The following is a 16,870-nucleotide window of genomic DNA, read 5'->3' on the forward strand; positions in this document are numbered from 1 at the left end:
GAAGGGGAAATCCCATGACTGCCTAGATTCTTAACCCTTCATCCCGATATTTCGGTATCTGGGAAGGTTTCGGCCGGGAAGGGGGGTTCCTCCCCGGCCGGGGGCCTCAGGCGGCGGCCTTGGCGGTGAGCGCCACGGTCGCCTGGCGGGTGACCCCGCTGACGGTGACCGCGACCGTCACCTGGCCCGCCCGCAGGGCCGTGATCGTGCCCGTGCCCGGGTCGAGCACCGCCACGTGCCACGGCTTGGCCGTCTGGCGGGTGCCGACGTGCAGGTTGGGCGAGCCGGACCAGGTGACCGAGACCGGATAGGCGGCCGGGACGGCCCGGTCGTCCTGCCGGATCGCCGCCGTGACCGGCGCGGGCGCGCCGACGGCGACGGTCGCGGGCGCGGTCAGCGTCAGCTCGTCCACGTGCGGCCGCACCTGCGCGCCGATCCAGTCGGGCGCGTCGGTGAACCAGTTGCGCCGTACGTGCTCGGCCTCGGCGGGCGTCACGGGGTCCACGCCCCACAGCGACCAGCCGGTGAAGCCGCCGTCCTCGGGGGCGGTGGCCGGGTTCTTGCCGGAGTTGCCGTTGATGAAGTACGGCACCGCGTCCACGCGCGAGGCGTTGAACGTGCCCACGTGCCCGCCGATGAAGGCCGCGCCCTTGCCGGTGTCGCGCTGGAAGCCGGCCAGCCAGCCCTCGACCAGCGCGGCCTCCTTCCGGTCGCCGAGCTGGCTGCCCTTGCCCGGCGTGGGGTCGCGCGGCGGCACGTGGAACAGCACGGCGACGGATCCGACGGAGGCGTCCTTCGCCGCCTTGTCGAGCTCGGAGCGGAGCATCGCGACCTGGTCGTAGCCGCCGCCGCGCAGGTTCAGGCGGGAGGTGTCCAGGGTGACGAAGCGGGTGCCCTTGTGGTCGAAGGCTCCGTACGTGTCGCCGAAGACGGCCTTGAAGTTGTCGATCTTGCCGCCCATGACCTCATGGTTGCCGGGGATGTAGTGATATTTCAGCTCTCCTCCCAGCTCCTCGTCGAGGATCTTCTTCGCCAGCGCGAAGTCCTCCGGCGACGCCTCGTCCACCAGGTCGCCGTTGATCAGCAGGAAGTCGGGCTTGGCGGCCTTGATCTCCTTGAGCGTGCGGCGGGCGTTCCTGACGATGTCGCTGTCGGGGTTCCTGGCCACGAACTGGGCGTCCGACATGACCGCGAACCGCCAGGGCGCCTTGGCCACGTCCGCCTTGACCACGGGGTCGGCGACCTTGGGCACGGCGGGCGCGGTGATCGACGGCGGCACCTTGGCCACCAGGCCGTCGATCAGGATGTCGTTGGTGTACTTGGCGTCGGCCCTGGTCTCGGCCACGTAGAAGCGCCGGAGCTTGAGCGGGTAGTTGACCCCGGCGGGCACCGGGAACTCGACGTACTGCCAGCCGGTCCACGTCAGGTACGGCCCGCGCAGGATCTGCGACTGGCCGAGCGCGTCGTAGAACTCCAGGCTGGGCCACTCCCCCTTGCCGGTGGAGTTGATCCACAGCCCGAACGCCTGCGGCTGCCCGTCCACCACGATCTGCTGCGGCGGGCTGGCGTAAGCGGCCCGGGTGGCGGTCGAGGTGGTGAAGTCGTAGGACAGCTTGAGCCCGCCGCCGCTCTGGCCCGGCGCGGCCGACAGCGAGCCGGTGGCGCGGGCGGCGGCGAAGGTCCACTTGGCCGCGTCCTCGAAGTCGGCGACCGGCTTGGACTCGAAGCCGACCGTCACCGGCACGGCCGTGGTGATCTTGCCGACCTTGGCGGTGATCAGCCCGGAGCCGGTGGTCTGCCGGGCCTTGACGGTGAAGTAGCCGTGCTCGGCCGGGGTGACCTCGAACAGGTTCCGGTCGTAGTCGAGCGTGAGGTCGTCCGGCTCGATGGGCGCGGAGTTGCCGTTGTGGTCGTAGCCGACGACGCCGAAGGCGGCGCTGCCGTCGGCGCCCGAGATGCCGAGCCGGTCGGCCGTGGCGCCGAGCCGCTGCAGCGGCTGGAGCACGGTCAGGCCGATCGTGCCCTTGGCGCCGCCGCGCGCGGCGGTGACCGTGGTCTGGCCGGGCACCAGGGCGTGGAACCTGCCGTTCCTGATCACGCCGTGCACGGCCGGGTTGGCCCGCCAGGACGGCGTGCCGGCCGCGGGGCCGTACGTCTCGTCGTAGCCGGCGGCGGTCAGCCGCCTGGTGAGGCCGGGGAAGACGCGGTCGGGGCGGCCGCCCGCGACCGGGCCGACGCCGGGCGCCTTGGCCGGGTCGCTGGCGGTCTCCAGCCAGAAGCCCTTGAGCTTGCCGCTGCCCTCGGGCGCGTACAGCGCCAGGCCGTTGGGCACGTGGCGCTCGCCGCCGTCGGAGGGGCTGTTCTCCACCTGCACCTCGGCCGAGCCGGGCTCGCGCGCCAGCAGGGTGGAGGAGCCGCCGCCGTCGAGGTTGAGCGCGTTGGCCGCGCCCAGGTCCACCATCATGGCGGCCAGCTCGTTGAGCGTGACGCCGCGGCTGTCGGCCTGGCGGCCGTCCACGGTCAGCAGGTACATCTTCCTGCCGTCGGCGGAGAAGCCCACGGCGGTGCGCGGGTGCGCGGCCGGGTCACCGCTGTTCTGCACGACGCCGTCCTTGACCAGGACGTAGTTGCCGCCGACGGCCGCCTTGACGGCGGCGCCGTCCGACGCCTTCGGCTGGTACTTCACGTCCACGCGGTCGCCGGCCTTCAGGGCCGACAGGGCGGCGGCGCCGGCGTCCCGGCCGAGCAGGATCGTGGTGCCGGCCGGGATGGGCCCGGTGCCGGCGGCGTTGCGCACCTCGGTGACCACGCCGTCCACCAGCACGACCTCGGCGACCGTGGCGGCGCCCTCGACGGCGCGGGCCCGGCTGTAGGAGCCCCACAGCGGCGTGAACAGGCCGACGCCGCCGTTCTGGACCATCTGGTTGAACTGGGTGAGCGCGATCGGCGCGCCGCCGGAGGGCGTGGCGGTGCCCTCGAAGTACATCTTGAGCACCCGCCCGACGCCGTCGCCGGTGACGGCGACCGCGTTGTCGTGCCCGGCGGCCGGCGACTGGACCAGCGTGCCGTCCTGCACGCCGATGCCCTGGGCGGCGCCGGAGTTGTTGATGTCGAAGAAGTCGCCGTTGACCGCCGCCACCGCGCGGGAGCGCCCGGCGGGGCCGGACAGCGGCTCGGTCTTGGTCACCTCGCCGGAGAAGACGTAGTCGGCCCTGGGCCCGCCCTTGCCGCCGCCGAGGTCGGCGGTCAGCGCGTCGGCGCGCAGCCAGCCCAGCGCGTCGTAGGTGTCGAACGAGGTCAGCGAGAGGCCCGGCGCGACCGGCCGGGTCCTCTTGGCCGTCTCCAGCCGGGGCTGCCCGGCGGTGGCCTGGCTGATCAGCGTGGAGGGCGGCGGGTAGGAGGACGCCTTCAGCGCGTCCTCGGCGGGCGGGGCGGGGTCGGCCTGCGCGGGCGCGCTCAGGGCCACCGGCCCTAACACGAGCGCGGCGGCGGCCAGGAAACGGAGGGTCTGCACGACCGAACTCAATCGTTCGTGGATATAAGTTTCAAGACTTCAGAGTGAACTAAAAGAAAATTTCAGATCTTGTGGCGCCCCTGACCACGCCCGACGATGGGACGCGTGGATCGACAGGCGCTCTACCGCGACCCGTACCCGCTCTACGCCCGCGCCCGCGCCGCCCCCGGGCTCACCTTCATCGAGGAGCTGGACGCCTGGCTGGTGGCCCGGCACGACGACGTGCGCGAGGTGCTGTCCAGGCCGGACGACTTCTCCTCCCAGGGCGCCCTGCGGCCCGACGTGATCCCGAGCCCGCGGGCCTTCGCCGAGCTGGCCGGGGTGCCGGGCGGCGCGCCGGTGGTGCTGAGCACCGACGGCGAGGCGCACCGGCGCTACCGCAGGCCGCTCACCCGCGGCCTGTCGCCCGCCCGGGTGGCCGCCGCCCTGCCGTTCGTCACCGCCACGGCCGCCGACCTGGTCACCGCGTTCGCCGAGGCGGGCGGGGGCGAGTGGATGTCCCGCTACGCCAGGCCGCTGCCCGCCGCCGTGATCGGCCACCTGCTGGGCCTTCCCCCGGCCGACGTGCCCACCGCGATCAGGGGCGGCTTCCGGGCCGAGGACCTGCTGTTCACCCCGATGCCCGAGGACGAGCAGATCGCCGCCGCCCGCGACGTGGCCGCGCTGCGGCGGCTGCTGGCCGCCCACGCCGCCCGTTCAGGCGAATCCGGCGACCTGACCGGGGAGGTGGTGCGCGGCCTGGCGCCCGGCCCCGGCGAGCCGACGCCCGCCCAGCGGGACGAGATCGCCTCCAACGTGGAGAACGTCATGCTCGCCGGGCACCTCACCACGACCGCGCTGCTCGGCTCGGTCGTGCACCGCCTGCTGCGCGACCGCCGCCAGTGGGAGCTGCTGTGCGCGAGCCCGGCCGAGCTGATCCCGGCCGCGATCGAGGAGGCCGCCCGGTACGAGGCGCCCGTCCAGGGCTTCCGCCGCCGCGTCACCAGGCCGCTCACCCTGGCCGGCACGCCTTTGGACGAGGGCTCGACGGTCTTCGTCTCCTTCGCCTCGGCCGGCCGCGACGAGGCGGTGCACGAGCGGCCCGACGTCTTCGACATCACCCGGCCGCGCGCCCGTCATCTGGCGTTCGGGCACGGCGTGCACGGCTGCCCCGGCGCGTTCCTGGCCCGCGAGCAGCTCCGGGTGACGCTGGAGCTGCTGGTGGCCGAGCTGCCCGGCCTCCGGCTGGCCCGCGCGGACGTCGTGATGGCCGCCACGCTCATCCACCGCGCGCCCGAGGAGCTCCATCTGACCTGGTGAGCCGGGCCAGGGTCTCCTCGTAGGCCGGGTCGAGCCAGTAGTCGGAGTGCCAGCGCGCCTCGGGCAGCGGCTCGCCCGGCCCCGGCTGGAGCGGGTCCCAGCAGAACCGGTCGACGGTCTGCTCCCCCTCGCCCGCCGGACGCGGCCCGAACGGGTCGACCCGGCGGAAGACCGGCCCCCCGATGGGGTCGCTCAGCCGGTACAGGTTCGTCCAGCGGACGGCGTCGCGCATCGCCGACAGGCCGGGGGTGCCGAAGTAGGCGGGGAAGAAGGCGGCGTACAGGCGGCGCAGCGGCGAGCCGTGGGTGAGCAGCCGGACCCGGGGCCGCAGCTCGGGCCGTACCTGGAGGACGAGCGCGGCGGTGAGCACGCTGCCCTGGCTGTGGCCGGACAGCACCACCTCGTCGTCGGCGGTCCTGGTCAGGGTCTTGACCCGGGCGAGCAGCTCGGGGATCACCCGCTCGGTGTAGCAGGGCGGCGCCAGCGGGTGGATGGCCCTGGGCCAGAAGGTCGAGACGTCCCACAGGATGCCGACCGTGCGGCGCAGCCGCGTGTCGCTGTACGTGCGGCGGCCCAGCAGGACCAGGCCCACGACGATCGCCGTCATGGCCCAGCTCCCGATCGAGGCCAGCAGCCCGGCCAGCCCGCCCACCGGGGCGAACAGGTGGAACCGGTAGATCACGGTCACCGCGCCGGAACCGGCCACGCCGATGCCGGTGAGCACGGCCAGCACGAGCCCGGCGCGGTCGGTGAGCGCGGCCAGCGCCCACTTGCCGGCCACGTCCCGGTCGTAGGCGCCGTAGTAGGGGGTCAGCTTCGGGGTGAGCGCGGCGGCGGCCGACCCGCGGGCCAGCCACAGCTCGGCCGCCACGGCGACGAACCCGATCACCAGCAGCGGCACGAGCGCGGCCGTCCACCAGACCGGGTCGTCGAGGTAGAGCCTGCGCTCGACCGGCCCCGGCTCGGCGACCGAGGCGGGCACGCCGAAGAACGTGGCGGTCCAGAACAGCAGGCCGAGGGCGAGCACGTTGGCGCTGCCGGCCGCCACCATCAGCGTGAACCAGGCCGCCATGCCGCACATCGCCCGCCGCTCGATCGGGTCGCCGGTCCCGGCCGGCCGGTCCATGCGCGCCAGGACGAACGTCGCCACCAGGATGAACAGCCCGAGCCCGACAGTCAGCGCGACCTGGAACGCTCCAACGCCGATGCCGGGCAGCTGCCGCCCCGGCAGCGCGGGTGACATCCCGGTAAGGGCGGCGGCGATCGTGGCCACGAAGGCCAGCGGCCCGGCCACCCGCAGCACCCGGCACGCGCCGGTGAGCCAGGGCGGGACCGCCTCGCCGGGGGCCAGCCGCCTGGCGATGCCGGGCAGCGCCGCCAGCACGGCGGCGGCGACCTGGACGGCGGCGTTGGCGGCCGTCAGCGCCAGCCCCCGCGGGTCGCCCACGAACGGCGCCGACACCGCCAGGCCGATCGACCCCAGCGCGAAGGCGACGTGCACGGCCCGCAACCGCCACACGGGGGCGCCGCCGTGCCACAACCGCGGCCGGGCCAGCAACGGCCCGGGACGCGAGCCGCCGTCGTGCGGGATGCCGGTCTGCTCGTCGCGCTCCCAGGTGCGCCGCGCCAGCCACCACAGCAGCACGACCACCGCGAACGGCGCCAGCGCGGCGACCGCCAGCCGCCGCGACGGGTCGGCGCCCCACAACTCGCTCATCCAGTGGACCCAGGCGGGCGCGCTCTCGCGGGCGCAGGCCCGGCCGGCCGCGGTGCACTGCCAGCCGACGAGGTCGACGCTCGCCCGGGTGACCGCGCCCACGAGGGTGCCGGTGAGCAGCAGCGCGAACAGCCGCTGCGCCGCCTCGGCCACGTGCCGCAGGCGGGCGCCGGCCGGAGGTCTGGGGAGCATGAAGTAGGACAGGTTGGCCAGGGAGAAGGGCAGCAGGAGCAGCCAGAGGGCGATGGTCCTGCCGCCCGAGGTGAGGCCGCCCCAGGCGTAGGCCTCGCGGTGGCGGACGCCGGGCAGGTCGTCCTGCTCGCCGTCGGGCCGGCCGCCGGGCCACCAGCGGCGGTAGAAGCCGGTGGTGGCGTCGCCGGCGATCTGGCGGGGGTGGGGATGGTTGAGGATGCTCGCCGGCGGGGTGCCGGAGACGCCGTGCACACGTAGTTCGGTCATGCCTCCGCAGGTGGGGTCCAGGAATCCGTCCATGAGCCCAGGATCACGCAAAGTCACTGATTACGCAAAGTAATGACACGGTCACGAAAGCGGAGGCGTGTCATCCGGCCCTCTCCTGGCGGCTAGAGCCTTGTGGGGAAAGCCGCATTTCCGCACATCGGGGGCTTGCCGGGCGTACATCTGAAGCGAGGGCACCGAAGCGAGGCATCATGACGACGACGCTGCCGCAGCAGCATTCACCGGGACCGGGCGACCAGATCCGCTCCGCGCGGATCAACGGCTGGTTCGCGGTGCTCGCGGCGGTGCTGGCGGCGGTGGTGACCTTCGTCGGCACGGTCGCCTACCAGGAGGCCGCCAAGGAACGCCAGGGCTGCGCCGCGACCCCGAGCCGCGAGAACTGCGACAAGAAGGACGCGAGCGTCACCGGCTGCGACAAGGACGCGGTCACCGTGCCGGGCGGCACCGCCGTGCGGACGGTCGCCGCCGGGAGGATGATCCTGGAGCTGCGCTGGAGCCGCACCTGCCAGACCCTGTGGGCGCGGGCGCAGCCGCAGAACGACGTCTTCTATCTCCAGCCCTGGACAGAGCCCGACAGAAAGGACGCGACCCGCTTCTTCGCGGCAGGCGAGCGCACCCGGGGATGGCTGGAGTCGCCGATGGCCTTCAGCCCGGGAGGGAACGTCGCCGCCAAGGCGTGCTCCTTCGGCGGCCACGGCCGGGCGGACGTCGAATACGCCTGCACGGCCATGCTGATGCCCGACGGCACCGACGTCACCGAGAGCTAGGGCCTGCGCCCGGCCCCTCCGGCGCGGCGTCCTCGCATGGGCCGCCGCCGGGCGGGCACCATGATCTACGTGACCGCGATCGGCGACGGCGAGGCGCGGGCCCACTGGATCGACAGGGAGACGGTCGTCTGGACGGTGGATCCGTCGCTGACGCACGCGCTGGCCTGTGCCCCGGCCGGCGGCATCGCCTGCCACGACGGCCGACTGACCGGCCATGCCGTGACCGTCCCGCTCACGCCGGGCGCGCTGGGCGAGGTTCGGATGCGGGCGTGGCCGCACCTGGCCGGCGGCACCGCGCTCAAGCTGCGCCCCGAGGACGCCGGGCTGGTGAAGGAGGCGCTGCGCGGCCAGGTGGTGGCCGTGGCCCGCGACGGCTCGGGCGCGGTGGCCGCGGCGACCGGCGTGCAGATCCCGGGCGTGCTCGACGACGTCTACGCCGGGGCCGTGCGCGCCGGGCTCGGGCCGTCCGGACGGCTGCTGCCCCGGCTGGCCCTCTGGGCCCCCACCGCACGGCGGGTGGAGCTGGCGCTCGGCGGCCGCCTGCACACGATGCGGCTGGACGAGGAGACCGGCGTGTGGTCGATCCGCGGCCTGCCCACCTGGTACGGCAAGGACTACACCTACCGCGTCACCGTCTACTCCCCCGCCGCGGGAGGCGTCGTCACGAACGAGGTCACCGACCCCTACAGCCTGGCCGCCGCGCCCGACGGGGTGCGCAGCAGGCTGGTGAGCCTGGACGACCCCGCGCTCAAGCCGCCCGGCTGGGACCGGCTGGCCAAGCCCGCCCCGGTCCCGCTGGACCGCGCGGTCATCTACGAGCTGCACGTACGCGACTTCTCCGCCTCCGACGCCACCGTGCCCGAGGAGCTGCGCGGCACGTACGCGGCCTTCCGCCACGACGGCGACGGCATGCGCGAGCTGCGCGCGCTGGCCGCGGACGGGCTCACCCACGTGCACCTGCTGCCGGTGTTCGACGTGGCCACGATCCCCGAGCGCCGGTCCGACCGCACCGAGCCCGGCTGCGACCTCGCCGCCCTGCCGCCCGACTCCGAACGGCAGCAGGAGATCGTGGCGCTCACCGCGGACCGCGACTCCTTCAACTGGGGCTACGACCCGCTGCACTACACCGTCCCGGAAGGCTCGTACGCGACCGACCCGGACGAGCGGATCAGGGAGTTCCGCGCCATGGTCGCCGCGCTGAACGAGGCCGGGCTGCGCGTGGTCATGGACGTGGTCTACAACCACACCCACTCGGCGGACGTGCTGGACCCGATCGTGCCCGGCTACTACCACCGCCTGCTGGAGGACGGCTCCCTGGCCACCTCCACCTGCTGCGCCAACACCGCGCCCGAGCACGCCATGATGGGCCGGCTGGTGGTCGACTCGGTGCGCACCTGGGCCAGGCAGTACAAGGTGGACGGCTTCCGCTTCGACCTCATGGGCCACCACCCGAAGGCCAACATCCTGGCCGTGCGCGCCGCCCTCGACGCGCTCACCCCCGAGCGCGACGGCGTGGACGGCCGCTCGATCATCCTGTACGGCGAGGGCTGGAGCTTCGGCGAGGTGGCCGGCGACGCCAGGTTCGAGCAGGCCACGCAGGCCAACATGGCCGGCACCGGCATCGGCACGTTCGACGACCGGCTGCGGGACGCGGTGCGCGGCGGCGGCCCGTTCGACGCCGACCCGCGCGTGCAGGGGTACGGCTCCGGCCTGGCCGGTGCGCCCAACGGCGCGCCCGCCAACGGCTCGGAGGAGCAGCAGCGCGAGCGCCTGCGCCACTGCACCGAGCTGGTCATGCTGGGCCTGACCGGCGGCCTGCGCGACTACGTGCTGCCCTCGGGCCGCGCGGGCTCGGAGGTCGATCACAACGGCGCCGCCGCCGGTTACGCCGCCCGGCCGGACGACGTCGTGTCCTACGTGGACGCGCACGACAACGAGACGCTGTTCGACGCGCTGGCCTACAAGCTGCCCGTGGGCACGCCGATGGCCGACCGGGTGCGCATGCAGGTGCTGTCGGTGGCCACGGTGCTGCTGGGGCAGGGGGCGGCGTTCGTGCACGCGGGCAGCGAGCGGCTGCGCTCGAAGTCGCTCGACCGCAACTCCTACGACTCCGGCGACTGGTTCAACCGGCTGCTGTGGGACTGCTCGGCGGGCAACGGGTTCGGCGCGGGCCTGCCGCCGCGGGCGGACAACGAGGCCGCCTGGCCGTACGCCCGGCCGCTGCTGGCCGACCCGGCGCTGCGTCCCGGCTGCGCGGAGATCGGGGCGGCGCGCGCGGCGTTCGGGGAGCTGCTGCGGATCAGGGCCTCGACCCCGGCGTTCGCGCTGGGCACGGCGGAGGAGGTGCGGCGGCGGCTGTCGTTCCCGGCCGGCGGCGAGGGCGTGATCGTGATGCGGGTGGACACCGCGGGGCTGGACCCGCGCTGGGACGCGGTGGTCGTGGTGCTCAACCCCACTCCGTCGCCCTGCACGCGGGCGCCGGGGGTGCCGCCGGGCCGCCGGGTGGCGCTGCACCCGGTGCAGGCGGCGTCGGCGGACGAGGTGGTCAGGCGGTCGTCCTACGACTCGGTGGCCGGCACGCTGACGGTTCCGGCCCGTACGGCCGCTGTTTTCGTCATAAATGCCGAAAATTCCTCATAAATTAAATTCTTTGGTGCCATAACCATGAATAGCGGTTGAGGAATGATCGCATCGCCTGAGGGAACCATTCCTGTGGAAGATGCCCGATCACTGGCTTTGACGCGCCCGACAGCGCAAACTGGCTGGACGGCGATCGCGTGGAGCATGGAGCACCCCGTGGACAATCACCTTGATCACATGCCGGTCCTGTCCCGCGGCAGGCATCGCAACCCGAAGCGCGGCGCCTGTTTCATGGAGCTGGCGTCCTACCTGGCCGGCGAGCGGTGGAGCGACCACCCGGCCTGCACCCATCCGCTGCTGGCCGCGCTCGCCCGCCTGGTCAACGACAACACCGGCGACGAGAGCCGCGCCCAGCTGGTCGGGCTCGTGCCGTCCATCATCGGGCTGGCCGGCGACGACCTGCGGATCGACGCGCACATCGCGCTGCGCTGCGCGACCACGGCCCTGCCCGTCGCCGCCGCCGAGCGCCAGCTCGCGCTCGCGGTGTCGGTGCTGGCGGCCGAGGAGATGCTGGCCAGGCTCGACGGCGCGCCGTCCGGCCGGCTGAGCGAGCTGAGCCGCAGGGCGATGGAGCAGGTGCCGCACGCGGCCGAGCAGGCCAGGCGCTTCAGCCGGGCCGCCAAGATCACCGAGAAGGGTTTCCGCCGGTACGCGGCGCCCAACGCGGTGCAGCTCGCCGTGGTCGGCATCGTCCAGGCGTGCATCAAGGACCCCGACGCGCTGCTGCGCAGGCTGCTGGAGGACGCGATCGCCGACTGCGACGCGATCGTCAACGGCCCGAGGGCCGCCCGGTCGGGTGCCGCTCAGCCGGGTTCCGCTCAGCCTGATCCCGCCAGCCCGGCGCACGCCTGACCCCGTCCGCGTCCCTCCGGCTCCCGCGCGCCGCGGGCTCCGGGGGGACGTTCGCGTTTCCGCTCCCGGGCACGTGGTCGCGCGTGCACGGGCGGTGACGCAGCGGGAAAACCGCAGATCAGGCTAGCCTCTCCTTCGTTGCGGATCATGCCGGAAGGGCCTAGATTCCGTGACGAACTGCCAATAAGGGGAGGATTGTCATGACGATTGAGCTGGCCCGGCCCTACTCTCCTGAGAAGCACCACAGCCACCGTGACGTCACCGGCGGCTGGTTGCGCCCGGCGGTGTTCGGGGCGATGGACGGCCTGGTCTCCAACGTGGCGCTCATCGCCGGCGTCGTGGGCGCCGCGGGCGCGGGGCGCGGCGCGGTGCTCGCCGGGTTCGCCGGCCTGGTCGCGGGGGCCTGCTCGATGGCGGCCGGCGAGTACACGTCGGTGCGCTCCCAGACCGAGCTGATGCGGGCCGAGATCGCCGTGGAGCGGCGCGAGCTGGCCCGCAACCCCGACGGCGAGCGGGCCGAGCTGGCCGCCCTCTACCGGTCGCGCGGCCTGGACGCCGACCTCGCCCGCCGGGTCGCCGAAGGGTTGTCGGCCGATCCGGAGCAGGCGTTGCGCGTGCACGTGCGCGAGGAGCTGGGCGTCGACCCCGACGACCTGCCCTCGCCCTACCTGGCGGCCGGCTCGTCGTTCCTCGCCTTCGCCGCGGGTGCGCTGGTGCCGCTGGCGCCGTTCCTGTTCGGGGCGTCGGGGCTGTTCCTGGCGCTGGCGCTGAGCATGGTGGCGCTGTTCGGGTTCGGCGCGGCGGTGGCCGTGATGACCGCGCGGCCGTGGTGGCTGGGCGGCCTGCGCCAGCTCGGGCTGGGCGCGGGCGCCGCCGCCGTCACCTTCGGCCTCGGCCACCTGCTCGGCGTCGCCGTCTCCTGACGCGGCCGCACACCGCTCGTCGCCGCGCCGTCTCCTGACGCGGCCGCGCGCTGTTCATGGCCGGGCCGTCGAGGGGCCGGTCAAGGGCGGCCGGCGACGGCCAGGTTGACGCCGAGGCCGATGAGCGCGGCGCCGGTCAGCCCGTCCACGGCCTTGCGCACGCCGGGCCGGGCGAACACCCGGCGCAGCGTGCTGACCACGTTCGCCACCGTGAGGAACCAGACCATCGTGCCGGCCAGCGCGACCGCCGACAGCAGCAACGTGTCACCGAACGCGGCCCCCTCGCTCACGAAGTTCGGCACCAGGGCCACGAAGAACAGCGCGGCCTTGGGGTTGAGCACGTTGGTCAGCAGCCCCTCGGCGAAGGCCGCCCACGGGCCGCGGTCGGCGGGGGCGGGCAGGCCGAGGTCGAGCGCGCCGCCCTTGCGCAGGGCCGCGCGCAGCGCCTTGACCCCCAGGTAGAGCAGGTAAGCGGCACCGACGATCTTGACCACGGTGAAGGCCGTGGCCGAGGCCGCCAGCAACGCGGCCACGCCGGTGCCGGCGGCCATCACCCAGACGGCCACGCCCACGGCGATCCCGGCCGCCGCGGCCATGCCGTGCCCGCGCCCGGACAGCGCCGAGCGGCGCACCACGACCGCGAAGTCGGGACCGGGCGACATCGCCCCGAGCAGCACCAGAGCGCCGAATCCCACGAACTGCGTCAAAGAGGTCATCATGGCGTCCACCTTACGAGGACCCGGCCCTCGGGGATCAAGGTGGACAGCTCCCACGTCCAGCTCGGCACCGTGATCATCTCAGCCGGATGGTCGAGCGGGACGGGCGTGTCCAGCAGCACGGAGTGCGAGGTGAGCGGCAGCCCGCCTTCGGGGACGACGACGCTCACCAGCGGGGTGCGCAGGCTGGGCCCGTCGGGCTCGTCCAGGTCGCTGGACACCCAGGTGGGCTCGCCGTCGAAGAACGTGCACACCAGCGCCCCCGCCGGCGCCGCGCCGGAGTGGCGCAGGGCGCCGGCGGGCAGCCAGGCGTGCTCTCCCGGCAGGTACGCCACCCCCGACACCCGCAGCTCGCCCTCCAGCAGCACGAACTCCTCCCCCGCCAGGTAGTGGCCGCGGCCGGGACGGCTCCACCGGGGCGGGAAGCGGACCAGCGACGTGCCGCCGCCCAGCGGGGCGACCCGCACCGGCAGGTTGGAGCCGGGCAGCAGCGCCTCGTGGCCGGGCAGCCCCGCGTCGAGCAGATCGATGAGCACGTCAGATGATGTGCCCCCGTTACCTCCTGTGACGCCACTTCTTGAAGATGGTCCGGATCGTCAGCACCAGGGCGAGGCCGACGAGCTGGCCGCCGAGCACGATCCGGTTGACGTCGACGGCCGGACGCCACTGCACGTCGCCGTCCTTGATGACGAACACCCCGGCGGGGGTGGCGCTGTAGCCGAAGCCACCACCGCCGCCGCTGCCGAGCTCCTCCCCCTTCTCGTCCCGGCCCTGCCCCTGACCGGCCCCGCCGCCCTGGGCGACCCGGGCGACGGGGATGACCAGGACGTCGCCGTGGTGGATCGGCTCACCGAAGACGCGCCTGACGGTGACGGCGTCCTTCGACTGTTCCAACAGCTCCTTGATGTCCATGGGCCCATCGTTCACCCGGATCGGCCGCTAGTCGAACGTGGTGGAGATCTCGTGCCAGCCGCCCGGCGGGATCTTCTCCGCCGGTTCGGGCCCCCAGGTGCCCTTCTCGTACGGCAGCGGCTGGTCGGGCAGGTCGAGCAGCCGGCCCACGATCCGCCACGACTCCTCCACCAGGTCGAACCGGGCGAACCGCCGCGGGTCGCCGCTGACGGCGTCGGTCAGGATGCGCTCGTAGGCGGCCTCCATCGGCCCGAGCACCTTGGTGAAGTCGACGCTCACCGGCACCGGGATCGTCCGCTGCCGGCCGGGCTCCTTGGCCAGCACGTCGAAGGTCACCCCGGCGTCGGGCTGCAGCCGGAACCTGATGAGGTTGGGCCCCGGCGGCACGTCGCCGCCGCGGAACATCGTCACCGGCGGCTTGCGCAGCTCGGCCACGATCTCCAGGTCGGTGGTGGGCAGCGCCTTTCCAGAACGGATGCACCAGGGCACGCCCGCCCACCGCCAGCTGTCGATGTAGAGCCGCATGGCGACGAACGTCTCGGTGGTGGAGCCGGGCCGGACGCCGGGGGTGTCGAGGTAGCCGTCGTACTGGCCGCGCACGACGTGGGCCGGGTCGACGGCCTGGACGGCGCGCAGCACCCGCCACTTCTCGTCGAGCTGCGCGCGGGCGTCCATGGACGGCGGCGGGTCCATCGCCAGGATGGCCAGCAGTTGCAGCAGGTGGTTCTGGACCACGTCGCGGACCGTGCCGTTGGCGTCGTAGAAGCCGCCGCGGTCGGCGACGTCGAAGTCCTCGGCCATGGTGATCTGCACGCTGCGCACGTAGTTCCGGTTCCACAGCGGTTCGAGCAGCATGTTGGCGAACCGGAACACCATGAGGTCCTCGACCGGCTCCTTGCCCAGGAAGTGGTCGACCCGCCGCAGGTGGTCCTCGTCGAAGTACTTCAGCAGCTCGTCGTTGAGCCTGCGCGCGGAGTCGAGGTCGTGCCCGAACGGCTTCTCCACCACGAGCCTGGCCTCGTGGTTGAGCCCGGCCCCGGCCAGCCCCTCGGCGACGACGGAGAACAGCGCGGGCGGCACCGCCAGGTAGTGGACGAGGAACCCCTTGCCCTCGACCTCCTGCCGCAACTTCGCGAACGTCTCGGGGTCGCGGTAGTCGCCCGCCACCAGCCGCAGGTTGCCGGCCAGCTTCTCGAACGCCGCGTCCTGGACGCCGCCGCACGCCTCGCGGGCGTGCTCGCGCAGCGCGTCGAGGTCCATGTCGGTCTTGGCGACGCCGATGATCGGCAGGTCGAGCCTGCCGTCGGCGGTCAGGTGGTAGAGCGCGGGGAGCAGCATCTTGCGCGCGAGGTCGCCCGTGACGCCGAACAGGACCAGCGCGCCCGCCCGCCCCATCTCTAGGCCCGCCTTCCGCGCAGCTCGCGGTACCTGCGCACGAGTTGTTCGGTCGAGGAGTCGGGGAAGGTCTGCGGCGGCTCGTCGGAGGTGAGCGCGGGCGCCACGTCGAGCGCCATCTTCTTGCCCAGCTCGACGCCCCACTGGTCGAAGGAGTCGACGCCCCAGATCGTGCCCTCGACGAACACGATGTGCTCGTAGAGCGCGACGAGCTGGCCCAGCGTGGACGGCGTGAGCTTGGTCGCCAGGATCGTCGAGGTGGGCCGGTTGCCCGGCATCACCTTGTGCGGCACGATCTCCGGCGGCGTGCCCTCGCCCGCGATCTCCTCGGCGGTCTTGCCGAAGGCCAGCGCGCTGGTCTGGGCGAGCAGGTTGGCGGTGAGCTGGTCGTGCATGCCCTCGCGGTCCTCGAACGGCTCGGCGAAGCCGATGAAGTCGGCCGGGACGAGCCGGGTGCCCTGGTGCAGGAGCTGGTAGAAGGCGTGCTGGCCGTTGGTGCCCGGCTCGCCCCAGAAGATCTCGCCGGTCGGGACGGTCACCGGGCTGCCGTCGGCGCGCACCGACTTGCCGTTGGACTCCATGGTGAGCTGCTGGAGGTAGGCCGGGAAGCGGTGCAGCCGCTGGCTGTAGGGCAGCACGGCGCGGGTCTCGGCGCCGAAGAAGTCGGTGTACCAGATGCCGAGCAGGGCCATCAGGACCGGCATGTTGGCGTTGAACGGCGCGGTGCGGAAGTGCTGGTCCATGCTGTGGAAGCCGGACAGCATCTCGCGGAACCGGTCCGGCCCGACGGCGATCATCAGCGACAGGCCGATGGCGCCGTCGTAGGAGTAGCGGCCGCCCACCCAGTCCCAGAAGCCGAACATGTTGTCGGTGTCGATGCCGAACTCGGCGACCTTCTCTGCGTTGGTGGAGACGGCCACGAAGTGCTTGGCGACCGCGTCCTCGCCCAGCGCGCCGACCAGCCAGGAGCGGGCGACCCTGGCGTTGGTCAGCGTCTCCAGCGTGGTGAAGGTCTTGGAGGCGACCACGAACAGCGTGGTGGCCGGGTCGAGGTCGCGCAGGTTGCCCAGGATGTCGGCGGGGTCGATGTTGGAGACGAACCTGGCCTCGACGCCGGCGTCCACGTAGTCGCGCAGCGCCTCGTAGGCCATGGCCGGGCCGAGGTCGGAGCCGCCGATGCCGATGTTGACCACGGTCCTGATCGGCTGCCCGGTGGCGCCCTTCCACTCCTTGGACCTGACGCGGTCGGCGAAGGCGCTCATCTTGTCCAGCACCGCGTGCACGTCGGCCACGACGTCCTGGCCGTCGACGACGAGCTTGGCGTTCTCCCGCATGCGCAGCGCGACGTGCAGGACGGCGCGGTCCTCGCTCACGTTGATGTGCTCGCCGCCGAACATCGCGGCGATGCGCTCACGCAGGCCCGCCCGCTCGGCCAGGGCCACCAGCAGGTCGATCGTCTCCTGGGTGGCGCGGTGCTTGGCGTAGTCGAGGTAGAGGTCCCCGGCGCTCACCGTCATCCGCCCGGCCCTGCCCGGGTCCTCCGCGAACAGCTCACGAAGCTGCTTTCCCGCCAGCTCCTCGTGATGCTTGCCCAGAGCCGCCCACTCCTGGCTCTGGCTGATGTCGCCGTTCACCGCTTCCTCCTCATACGTCGTCAA

12 protein-coding genes are annotated in these 16,870 nt (G+C 73.2%); 5 read left to right on the plus strand and 7 right to left on the minus strand.

All coding sequences use genetic code 11. The annotated features are described in order from the left end of the window. Positions 1–106: 106 nt before the first annotated feature. Entirely contained in the window at positions 107–3,514 is a 3,408-nt protein-coding gene (locus tag ACFYUV_RS16825) for a phosphodiester glycosidase family protein (protein WP_387669422.1), read from the minus strand. A gap of 105 nt (positions 3,515–3,619) precedes the next feature. Here ACFYUV_RS16825 and ACFYUV_RS16830 point away from each other — a divergent pair, with 105 nt between their 5' ends. Continuing rightward, complete coding sequence (locus ACFYUV_RS16830) at positions 3,620–4,813, plus strand: cytochrome P450 (RefSeq protein WP_387669423.1); 1,194 nt, start codon at positions 3,620–3,622, stop codon at positions 4,811–4,813. Here ACFYUV_RS16830 and ACFYUV_RS16835 read toward each other — a convergent pair. Then, a complete protein-coding gene (locus ACFYUV_RS16835; RefSeq protein ID WP_387669425.1) occupies positions 4,773–6,989 on the minus strand; it encodes a hypothetical protein in 2,217 nt (738 codons plus the stop codon). The two genes, ACFYUV_RS16830 and ACFYUV_RS16835, sit on opposite strands and share 41 nt — an antisense overlap. Before the next feature lie 209 nt (positions 6,990–7,198). Here ACFYUV_RS16835 and ACFYUV_RS16840 point away from each other — a divergent pair, with 209 nt between their 5' ends. The 4 genes from ACFYUV_RS16840 to ACFYUV_RS16855 all read left to right on the plus strand — a co-directional run bounded on the left by ACFYUV_RS16840 (position 7,199) and on the right by ACFYUV_RS16855 (position 12,189). Continuing rightward, positions 7,199–7,774 (plus strand): DUF2690 domain-containing protein, encoded by a 576-nt coding sequence (locus ACFYUV_RS16840; protein ID WP_387669426.1) that lies wholly within the window; start codon positions 7,199–7,201, stop codon positions 7,772–7,774. Positions 7,775–7,843: 69 nt separating this feature from the next. Next, a complete protein-coding gene (gene pulA / locus ACFYUV_RS16845) occupies positions 7,844–10,414 on the plus strand; it encodes a pullulanase-type alpha-1,6-glucosidase (RefSeq protein WP_387669427.1) in 2,571 nt (856 codons plus the stop codon). A gap of 156 nt (positions 10,415–10,570) precedes the next feature. After that, entirely contained in the window at positions 10,571–11,266 is a 696-nt protein-coding gene (locus ACFYUV_RS16850; RefSeq protein ID WP_387669429.1) for a hypothetical protein, read from the plus strand. 200 nt (positions 11,267–11,466) lie between these two features. Next, positions 11,467–12,189, plus strand: coding sequence for a VIT1/CCC1 transporter family protein (locus tag ACFYUV_RS16855; RefSeq protein WP_358010508.1), 723 nt, complete (start codon positions 11,467–11,469; stop codon positions 12,187–12,189). Positions 12,190–12,269: 80 nt separating this feature from the next. Here the strand turns inward: ACFYUV_RS16855 and ACFYUV_RS16860 are convergent, their stop codons facing one another. Genes ACFYUV_RS16860 through pgi form a run of 5 tightly spaced genes read right to left on the minus strand, consistent with a single transcriptional unit; the run spans position 12,270 to position 16,846 of the window. Continuing rightward, positions 12,270–12,908, minus strand: a complete 639-nt coding sequence (locus tag ACFYUV_RS16860; RefSeq protein ID WP_387669431.1) for a LysE family translocator — start codon at positions 12,906–12,908, stop codon at positions 12,270–12,272. Continuing rightward, on the minus strand, positions 12,905–13,441 hold the full coding sequence (locus tag ACFYUV_RS16865) for a hypothetical protein (RefSeq protein ID WP_364337566.1): 537 nt from the start codon (positions 13,439–13,441) through the stop codon (positions 12,905–12,907). Before ACFYUV_RS16865 ends, ACFYUV_RS16860 begins: the two co-directional genes overlap by 4 nt. A gap of 19 nt (positions 13,442–13,460) precedes the next feature. After that, positions 13,461–13,817 (minus strand): GerW family sporulation protein, encoded by a 357-nt coding sequence (locus ACFYUV_RS16870; protein WP_387669433.1) that lies wholly within the window; start codon positions 13,815–13,817, stop codon positions 13,461–13,463. A gap of 27 nt (positions 13,818–13,844) precedes the next feature. Next, positions 13,845–15,212, minus strand: a complete 1,368-nt coding sequence (gene zwf, locus ACFYUV_RS16875) for a glucose-6-phosphate dehydrogenase (RefSeq protein ID WP_387669435.1) — start codon at positions 15,210–15,212, stop codon at positions 13,845–13,847. Between the two features lie 2 nt (positions 15,213–15,214). Continuing rightward, positions 15,215–16,846, minus strand: a complete 1,632-nt coding sequence (gene pgi, locus ACFYUV_RS16880; RefSeq protein WP_387669436.1) for a glucose-6-phosphate isomerase — start codon at positions 16,844–16,846, stop codon at positions 15,215–15,217. Positions 16,847–16,870 lie beyond the last annotated feature (24 nt).

This window comes from Nonomuraea sp. NPDC003560 (assembly GCF_042878785.1).
Classification (GTDB): Bacteria; Actinomycetota; Actinomycetes; order Streptosporangiales; family Streptosporangiaceae; genus Nonomuraea.

Bases quoted from the DNA above. Each gene is read 5' to 3' on its own strand.
- ACFYUV_RS16835 (WP_387669425.1), bottom strand. From the start codon at position 6,989: ATGACCGAACTACGTGTGCACGGCGTCTCCGGCACCCCGCCGGCGAGC.
- ACFYUV_RS16840 (WP_387669426.1), top strand. From the start codon at position 7,199: ATGACGACGACGCTGCCGCAGCAGCATTCACCGGGACCGGGCGACCAG.
- ACFYUV_RS16855 (WP_358010508.1), top strand. From the start codon at position 11,467: ATGACGATTGAGCTGGCCCGGCCCTACTCTCCTGAGAAGCACCACAGC.
- ACFYUV_RS16860 (WP_387669431.1), bottom strand. From the start codon at position 12,908: ATGATGACCTCTTTGACGCAGTTCGTGGGATTCGGCGCTCTGGTGCTG.
- ACFYUV_RS16870 (WP_387669433.1), bottom strand. From the start codon at position 13,817: ATGGACATCAAGGAGCTGTTGGAACAGTCGAAGGACGCCGTCACCGTC.
- zwf (WP_387669435.1), bottom strand. From the start codon at position 15,212: ATGGGGCGGGCGGGCGCGCTGGTCCTGTTCGGCGTCACGGGCGACCTC.